This is a genomic window from Thiomonas sp. (genome assembly GCF_054608695.1).
The window spans coordinates 36889-43940 of sequence record NZ_JBTRXV010000030.1; the positions used below are offsets into that span (position 1 = coordinate 36889).

Here is a 7052-nt window from a genome sequence, read left to right on the forward strand (position 1 = left end):
ACATCGCTTCGCTTTGCGCACGGCGAAAGGCCGCACCTGCGAAAATTCTAGAGATGTCCCGAACCTCCTCCCCGCAACCTCTGTTTCTCGCGCCCGGCCTGCCCACGCTCAAACCCGGCAACCGCCACGCCCTGCCCAAGCCCGCCGGCAGCGCCGACGCCCTGTTGTTGGCCGAGTTGGCGCAGTCGCGCAGCCCCGCAACCTCTGGGCGCGGGCCGTGGGTGGTCGTCACCGGCGACCCGGCCGACGCCCAGCGCCTGCTGGCCGAAATCCAGTGGTTCGCGCCCGGCCTGCGCTGCGGCGTGCTGCCCGATTGGGAAACCCTGCCCTACGACGCGTTCTCGCCGCATCAGGATCTGGTCTCCGAGCGCCTGGCCACGCTCTGGACGCTGCACCACGCGGCGCTGGATGTGGTGCTGGTGCCCGCCACCACGGCGCTGCAGCGCCTGCCGCCAGCGGCTTTTCTCGCTTCCACCACCTTCAGTTTCCAGAAGGGTCAGGCCATCGACGAAGCCGCCTTGCGCGCGCAACTGGTGCTGGCCGGCTATGCCCATGTGACCCAGGTGGTGGCGCCGGGCGAGTATGCCGTGCGCGGCGGCCTGCTCGACCTGCACCCCATGGGCAGCGCCCTGCCCTTGCGGGTGGACCTGTTCGGCGACACGGTGGAGTCCATCCACACCTTCGACCCCGACAGCCAGCGCAGCCTCTACCCGGTGGAGACCGTGCGCATGCTGCCGGGCCGCGAGTTTCCGCTGGACGAACCCGCGCGCCAGCGTTTCCGCGCCCAGTGGCGCGAGCGCATCGAGGGCGACCCGAGCCGCAGCCCGCTGTACAAGGACATGGCCAGCGGCGTGGCCGGCCCCGGCATCGAGTACTACCTGCCGCTGTTTTTCGAGCAGACCGCCACCCTGCTCGACTACGCCGGCGCGCATGCCGGCGTCGTGCTGCTGGGCGACGTGACCGGCGCCATGCGCCAGTTCTGGACCGACACCACCGACCGCTGGCGCCTGCTGCGCCACGACCCCGAGCGCCCGGCGCTGGCTCCCGGCGAGTTGTACCTGAGCGAGGAAGAATTCTTCCTGCGCATCAAGCCCCTGGCGCAGCTCGGCCTGCGCAGCGGCGCCCAAACCTTCGCGGCGAAGCTGGCCGCTGACGAGTCCGAAGCGCCGGGCGCCGCCGAACCGGCTGCAAGTCCCGAAGCCTCTGCCGAAACGCCATCCGATTTGCCATCCTCGGCGTCCCCAATCCTTGCGGCGCTGCAAACCAAGCCCGTGCCCGGCCTGCCCGCGCGCGCCCTGCCCGACCTGTCCATCGAGCGGCGCAGCGAGCAGCCCCTGCGCCGCCTGCAGGCCTGGCTCGAGGCGGGGCAACGCGATGCCCAGCATCCGCTGCGCGTCCTGCTCTGCGCCGAGTCCGCCGGGCGGCGTGAAACCCTGCTGGAGTTGCTGCGCGAATCCAGGCTCGACGCGCGCGTCACCGAGTCCTGGGCCGCTTTCGCCGCGGCCGACTCGGCCTTCGGCCTCGTCGTCGCCCCGCTCGCCGCCGGCTTCGCCCTGCCCGATGCCGGCATCGCCCTGCTGACCGAGACCGAGCTGTTCGCCCTCAGCCCGAGCCAGCGCCGGCACCGCACGCAAGAGCGCGCCAGCGATGTCGAGAACCTGATTCGCGATCTCTCCGAACTCAAGCCCGGCGACCCGGTGGTGCACCAGCAGCATGGCATCGGCCGCTACCAGGGCCTGACCTCGCTGGACCTGGGCGACGGCCCGGCCGAGTTCCTGCACCTGAGCTATGCGCAAGCGGCCACGCTGTATGTGCCCGTGGCCCAGCTTCACCTCATTGCCCGCTACAGCGGCGTGGACCCGGACAACGCGCCGCTGCACACCCTGGGCTCCGGCCAGTGGGACAAGGTGCGGCGCAAAGCGGCCGAACAGGTGCGCGACACCGCGGCCGAATTGCTCAACATCTATGCCCGCCGCGCCACACGTCCCGGCCATGCCTTCCGCTACGCCGCGCAAGACTACGAGGCCTTCGCCGCCGGCTTCGGCTTCGAAGAAACCCCGGACCAGCGCGCCGCCATTCACGCCGTGGTGCAGGACATGATCTCGCCCCGGCCGATGGACCGCCTGGTGTGCGGCGACGTCGGCTTCGGCAAGACCGAGGTGGCCCTGCGCGCCGCCTTCATCGCCATCATGGGTGGCAAGCAGGTGGCCGTGCTCGCGCCCACCACGCTGCTGGCCGAGCAGCATGTGGAAACCTTCCGCAACCGCTTCGCCGACTGGCCGGTGAAGATTGCCGAGCTGTCGCGCTTTCGCACCAGCAAGGAGGTGAAAGCCGCACTCGAGGGCATGGCCGCCGGCACGGTGGACGTGGTCATCGGCACCCACAAGCTGTTGTCGGCCGACGTGAAGTTCCAGCGACTGGGCCTGGTCATCGTCGACGAGGAACACCGCTTCGGCGTGCGCCATAAAGAGGCGCTGAAAGCCCTGCGCGCCGAGGTGGACATGCTCACCCTCACCGCCACGCCCATTCCACGCACGCTCGGCATGGCGATGGAAGGACTGCGCGACCTCTCCGTCATCGCCACCGCGCCGCAAAAGCGCCTGGCGATCAAGACCTTCGTGCGCAACGAAAGCAAGGCGGTGATTCGCGAAGCGGTGCTGCGCGAAATCAAGCGCGGCGGACAGGTCTACTTCCTGCACAACGAGGTGGAGAGCATCGAGCGGCGGCGCGAGATGCTGGCCGAGTTGATTCCCGAGGCGCGCATCGCCATCGCCCACGGCCAGATGCACGAGCGCGACCTGGAGCGCGTGATGCGCGACTTCCACGCCCAGCGCTTCAACGTGCTGCTGTGCTCCACCATCATCGAAACCGGCATCGACGTGCCCACCGCCAACACCATCGTCATGAGCCGCGCCGACAAGTTCGGTCTGGCGCAGTTGCACCAGTTGCGCGGCCGCGTCGGGCGCTCGCACCATCAGGCCTATGCCTATCTGCTGGTGCCGGAAGTGCAGTCGCTGTCCAAAACCGCGCTGCAGCGGCTGGACGCCATCACCCAGATGGAAGAACTGGGCTCGGGCTTCTACCTCGCCATGCACGACCTGGAAATTCGCGGCGCCGGCGAGGCGCTGGGCGAGTCGCAATCCGGCAATGTGCAGGAGGTCGGCTACCAGATGTATATCGACATGCTGGGCGAAGCGGTGAAGGCGCTCAAAGCCGGGCGCGAGCCCGACCTGCTGCACCCGCTGGGCGTGACCACCGAAATCAACCTGCACGAACCGGCCCTGCTGCCGGCCGATTACTGCCCCGACGTGCACGCGCGCCTGAGCCTGTACAAGCGGCTCGCCAGCGCGGGTGACGAAGCCAAGCTGCAGGACGTGGCGGAAGAAATCGTCGACCGCTTCGGCCGCATGCCCAGCGCCGCGCTCAACCTGCTGGAGACCCACCGCCTGCGCCTGCTGGCCGCACGCTACGGCGTGCAGAAGGTGGATGCGGCCGACAAGCAAACGCTCATCCAGTTCCGCCCCAACCCGCCCATCGATGGCGCCCGCATCATCTGGCTGGTGCAGAACCACCGCCATGTGCGCCTGGCCGGCAACGACCGGCTGCGCATCGAGCGCGATGCGAAAGACGCGCCCACCCGTGCCCGCCTGGTGCGCGACACCCTGCGTCTGCTCGGCGAGCCGCGCGGCGAGGCCCTGGCGGCCTGAGGCCGTTCAGCTCAACGCCCCTTCCTTCCCAAACCCACCCCGCCCCATCCGCCGCGATCTGGCACCACAACCCCAGCCATGCACCACCTCGTTCTGCAAGTTCCCGCACCCATCACTCTGAATGCCGACCTCGTCGCGCGCATCGCCGAGCACGCCCAACCCGGCGGGCTGGAAAAACTCCCCGGCCCGCAAGGCCCGAAAGGTGATTGGGGCGCGCATGCCATGCGCCTGCGCGACATCGGCGTCGACCCGCATGTGGTGCGCGGCTTCATGCCAGCCATCGCCCGCGAGCACGGCATCGACTGGGCCGTCGTCCCCGCCGGCCTGCGCCTGGCCGACTTCAAGCTGCTGGTGCTGGACATGGACTCCACCCTGGTGGACATGGAAACCATTGACGAACTCGGCACCGCCAGCGGCAAGAAAGCGCAGATCGCCGCCATCACCGAAGCCGCGATGCGCGGCGAGATTGCCGACTATGCCGAAAGCCTGCGCCGCCGCCTCGCCCTGCTCGCCGGCACGCCCGAGAGCGCGCTGGAGGAGGTGTACGCCCGGCTGCGCCTCAACCCCGGCGCCGAGGCGCTGATTGCTGCAGCCCGGGCCGCCGGCCTCAAAGTGCTGCTCGCCACCGGCGGCTTCACCTGGTTCACCGAACGCCTGCAGCAGCGCCTGGGCCTGGACTTCGTCGCCGCCAACACCCTGGAGATGCACGACGGCAAGCTCACCGGCCACGCACTCGGCCCCATCGTCGACGCCCAAGGCAAACGACGAGCACTGCTCGACGCCTGCACCCGCATCGGCTGCATCCCGCAACAAGCCATCGCCATCGGCGACGGCGCCAACGACCTCGCGATGATGGACGCCGCAGGCCTCAGCGTGGCCTACCACGCCAAGCCGGCGGTGCAGGATGCGGCAAACGCGGCGCTGAATGTTTGCGGGTTGGATGGAGCGTTGTGGCTGTTCGAGGCCTGAGCGCGCCTTCCAACACGGTCGAACCAATGACCGAAACAACTCACAACATATGCGTTGCAGCAGGCCTATAGATTCTGCAATAGTGTCACTAAGATGGGTTTATTGTGACGTAGACCCCCGTGTTAGCCTTACGGGTCACATCGCTGTCTCGAAGACTTACCCCAGTGGTAAAAAAACGAACTGATATTGGCGACTATTCGGTGGGAGATCCGCCCATGGAGGACGCGCCGAAAGCGCTGCGCAAGATTGCAGATAGCCCTCTCAATCCTTCCGAGTTGGCTCAGAACATGGCGGTTTCAAGAGTGAAGCGCAACACGCTTGGATGTCGGATCGCGCCGTCGGTTGAGCACCATCGAAGCGGCGGCGCGTGCGACGCAACACGCGCCTGAACTCGCCGTATCCCCGTTCCTCCCAAAGCTTGGTCAGCGCCCACACGTCGCCGAGGTTGCGGCTGGGCGCGAACGCGACGTTCTGCAGGGCAGGCCCGCCGGCAGCTTGCGCTTCGCCAACCGGCGTCTGGCCGCGCAGCCGCTGCAGGCCCCGAATCACGCTGTCGAGTTGTCCGCCAGCCTGATCGGCGCGCCCGAGCGTGGCCACCGTGCGCTGCGGCTTGACCCGCCCGGCCTCGTCGCGATGCGACGCGACGCGTTGCCCCTCGCGGCGGCCGCCTGAACTGGTGGCTTTCACGAACACGCCGCCACCATGCGGCCTTCCTCCAACGCATGGAAGTCAGGCAGCATGCGGATGCAAACGTGCCACCACACGCACTTCGGCCCCAATCGCACGTCAGTGCGCGTCGCGCCTAGACCCAATACTGTTCAGATACGTAGCGCTGGCGTTGGCTGATGCCGTTGGTGGAGCAATTCGCCTCGATGGCGCACGTTGAAGTTGCTCATCTTGCGCTTCACACCGCGTGGGTTGAAGCGTCCGCGACTGCTGACGCAGCGACCGCGCGAGATCTCATCGAGCACGGCGTCGCGCCACGCCGTCAAACGCTCAGGGGGGAACGGCCGCGGCTTGCGGCAATTTGCGTTTGATGACGCGCACGGCGTGCGTAAAGCTCAAGCGGTCCGGGTCGAGGCCGCGCGGCCACGCAGCCTGCGCCATCAACTGCCGGATGGCGAAGTGCGCCAGCAGCAAGCCCCACAACTCCTGCTGGACCAGCTCTGGCGTCTTGCTGCGCAGCACGGTGCTGTTGGCGCGCAGGTGCGTCTTGAACTCGTCGAACACCCCCTCGATCTCCCAGCGCTCGTGGTCCAGCGCGGCCAGTTCCAGCGCCGGCGCCTGTTCGGGGTTGAGGATGTTGGTGACCAACCGGTAGCTGTCGTGCACCGCGGTGGCTGAGTCGTGCAGCGTGTACTCGATCACGCGCACGATCTGCCCTTCGCGGCGCTGCCTGTCCGCGCTGTCGAAGACGGTGCTGAGGAACGAGCCATCGGGCAGCACTTGTTCCACCGGCAGCTTGAGGTTGGATTTGACCCGCCAGGCCAGCTTGGCGCCGCTGGCGCAGGCGATGCGCCAGAGCTTGAAGCCGTAGAAGTTGCGGTCGGCCAACACCAACATGTCGGGCTGGAGCTTGGCCGGTAGCCATTGCGCGGCCATGGCCTGCTCGCCATGGCCATAGGGGGCCACCTCGGCGGCCGTCACCACATGCGTGCCGCACTCCACCAGGCCCAGCAAGCGCGCCTGCGGGAAGGCGCTCTGGCCGCGTGAGGCACCCGGATAGCCGAAGTACTCGGCGTTGGCCGCCTCGTCGGCCACGTCCATGCAACTGCCGTCCAGCGCCATGATGCGCAGCCCTCGGTACCACGCGCCCGGCGTCCCCACATCGGCCAGTGGCCGCAGCACGCGCTCGGCGAGCCGGCGCATGACCTGCGGGCCCAACCGGGTACGCGCCTGAGAGATCGCCGATTTGCTGGCCTGCACCGCGCCCGCCTCGCCGCCGCCGAGCCATTGCAGGCCTTCGCACACCACCCGCAGCACTTCCTCCAGCGGCGCCTCGCGCCACAGGGCGAGCGCCATCACGTAGTACACGACCGCCGGTGCCGGCAGCAGGCGTTCGCGTTGACTCGCCTTGCCCGTCTCGGCCAGCACCTCCTCGATCAACGCTCGTGGGCACACGCTGGCCAGCACACCAGCGCTGATCAGATGCGCAACGTCCACCTTCGCTGGTAGCGCCTTGCGGGTTCTCGCCATCGTCCATGCCCATCGCAGTTTCGACAAACATGGATTATCAATGAGTTTCTTCTATCTGAACAGTATTGGGCCTAGACCGCAAAGACCGATTTCAGGTGATTTCGGGTGCGAACTGTCGAACTCCGGTGGGCCGCCAGCAAACGCAGGCGCTGCCGCAATGGGCTGGAAATGTCCAGCGGA

Annotated in this window: 3 protein-coding genes and 1 pseudogene; 2 read left to right on the top strand and 2 right to left on the bottom strand. The window is 67.8% G+C overall.

What is annotated here, in order from left to right; genetic code table 11:
• Window positions 1–53 precede the first annotated feature (53 nt).
• Together mfd and serB are read left to right on the top strand one after the other, a co-directional pair.
• Window positions 54–3707, top strand: a complete 3654-nt coding sequence (gene mfd, locus ACYCUK_RS11590) for a transcription-repair coupling factor (RefSeq protein WP_461594915.1) — start codon at window positions 54–56, stop codon at window positions 3705–3707.
• Between the two features lie 78 nt (window positions 3708–3785).
• Window positions 3786–4676, top strand: coding sequence for a phosphoserine phosphatase SerB (serB, locus tag ACYCUK_RS11595; RefSeq protein WP_461594916.1), 891 nt, complete (start codon window positions 3786–3788; stop codon window positions 4674–4676).
• A 351-nt stretch (window positions 4677–5027) separates the two neighbouring features.
• On the opposite strand, the pseudogene ACYCUK_RS11600 reads toward serB, so the two are convergent.
• Window positions 5028–5369, bottom strand: a pseudogene (locus ACYCUK_RS11600) (IS1634 family transposase); the annotation flags it as partial.
• Between the two features lie 303 nt (window positions 5370–5672).
• Window positions 5673–6872: an IS4-like element ISCARN35 family transposase gene (locus tag ACYCUK_RS11605; protein WP_461594917.1), complete on the bottom strand. Its 1200-nt coding sequence runs from the start codon at window positions 6870–6872 to the stop codon at window positions 5673–5675.
• Window positions 6873–7052: the final 180 nt, after the last annotated feature.

Bases quoted from the DNA above. Each gene is read 5' to 3' on its own strand.
- ACYCUK_RS11605 (WP_461594917.1), bottom strand. From the start codon at position 6,872: ATGGCGAGAACCCGCAAGGCGCTACCAGCGAAGGTGGACGTTGCGCAT.
- serB (WP_461594916.1), top strand. From the start codon at position 3,786: ATGCACCACCTCGTTCTGCAAGTTCCCGCACCCATCACTCTGAATGCC.
- mfd (WP_461594915.1), top strand. From the start codon at position 54: ATGTCCCGAACCTCCTCCCCGCAACCTCTGTTTCTCGCGCCCGGCCTG.